Raw genomic sequence first — 1,366 nt, 5'->3', positions numbered from 1 at the left:
TGGATTAGAGATCTCTGTAACTTTTGGATTACCTTTTTTAAAGGTTACGCGATAAGGTTTTACAGTTTCATAATTCATGTGCAAATGACCGAGTTCACGCCCTGCTGTCACAAATTTCCAAAAATCATCAGCCGTTTTTACGCAAGGGATACGAGGCAATTCTTTGCATAAATTATCAGCATAACGGGTGCGATAATCTTCTGAATGCAAAAAACCGTAAACATAATAAAACAGATCATCTTTAGTGTTTTTTCATTAGGATAAGCGGCTTTTAAATATGCTAATCCTTCATCAGTTATAGCATTACGCATTTTCTTTTTTTCTTATTTTAGTAAATAAGCGATTGTCATACTATTTTTCTTATCAAGCGATAATAATGGAGTGTTTTTTGTTGTCTCTAATATGTAACAGTTCCAATAAATTTGGTCTATTCTATGAATAAGAGGCTTTACTTAAAGCTCAAAATTATATTACATGCAACACCTTAAAATTAAGAAGCATATTAGAGTGTATGATTGTCATTTAACAGTGTCATTGTAAAATCTTCAAAAGCGGGGGAAATGATATGGTTTGCACAACTCATAAAGCAGGTGTATACAGTACAGTCTATGCTTTTTTCTCAGATGTTATAAGTATTATTCTCATCAAAAAATTAAAAAATTGTTACGCGGTTGGCGATTTTTTCTGTGACGCTGACGATATGGTTCATTTTGTTGCTCATTTTGAGGGCACAATGAATGCATAGATTTTTTTTCATTTTTGTTTTTGCGGCTATTTTGTGCCTTTTCTCGTTGGCGAGTTTTGCCCAAAACATTCGTGAGAAAGCGATTAATCAATCAGAGAGCATCCAACGACAACAAACGCAACAACAGCGTTTTCAGCAATTGCAGCGTAAAAACAAAACCCATGAGGTATTTTTGCCAGACGATGATACCATATCTCCCTATGGTGCTTCGCCTAGTACAACCTGTTTGCTGATCAAAAGCATTGAATTTGTTGATGTTCAGTTGATTTCTCATACCGACCTTCATGAAGCCATTTCTCTTTGGGAAGGACGGTGTTTGGGGATTGCCGAAATCAATAAAGTGCTCAAAGCGGTGACCAAGCTTTATATGAAGCGCGGCTATATTGCAGTGCGGGCTTATTTGCCTGAGCAAGATTTAAGCGGCGGTCATCTCAAGATCGTTGTTGTTGAAGGTGTGATGGAAGATATTACCCTTGATGGGCATAAAGTTGAGAGGAGACTTCAAGGAGAAATCACCACGGCTTTTCCAAACCTTATTGGAAAACCGACCAATCTGCGCCAGATAGAGCAAGGGCTTGATCAAATCAATCGGCTTTTCTCACGCCAAGCCACCATTAATCT

The 1,366-nt window shown here is 37.3% G+C and carries 2 protein-coding genes and 1 pseudogene; 2 read left to right on the top strand and 1 reads right to left on the bottom strand.

Features of this window, described 5'->3' with window-relative positions:
* Positions 1 to 308 (bottom strand): annotated as a pseudogene (locus tag ACFIL3_RS10180) (type ISP restriction/modification enzyme); the annotation flags it as partial.
* Positions 309 to 565: 257 nt separating this feature from the next.
* On the opposite strand from ACFIL3_RS10180, the gene ACFIL3_RS10175 reads away from it, so the two are divergent.
* Both ACFIL3_RS10175 and ACFIL3_RS10170 read left to right on the top strand, forming a co-directional pair.
* Positions 566 to 745, top strand: coding sequence for a hypothetical protein (locus ACFIL3_RS10175; RefSeq protein WP_375612457.1), 180 nt, complete (start codon positions 566 to 568; stop codon positions 743 to 745).
* Positions 738 to 1,366 (top strand): POTRA domain-containing protein (locus tag ACFIL3_RS10170; protein WP_375682227.1); only part of this gene is annotated, 629 nt, incomplete at its 3' end. The genes ACFIL3_RS10175 and ACFIL3_RS10170, both read left to right, overlap by 8 nt.

Origin of the sequence: Bartonella sp. CE47NXGY, assembly GCF_042195415.1 — a bacterium.
In the GTDB taxonomy this organism is placed as follows: domain Bacteria; phylum Pseudomonadota; class Alphaproteobacteria; order Rhizobiales; family Rhizobiaceae; genus Bartonella.
Note: the sequence above shows the minus strand (reverse complement) of the source record. Positions and strands in the feature narration are given on the sequence as shown.

What these genes read in the sequence shown, in the direction of transcription:
- ACFIL3_RS10175 (WP_375612457.1), top strand. Translation starts at nt 566, where the DNA reads ATGGTTTGCACAACTCATAAAGCAGGTGTATACAGTACAGTCTATGCT.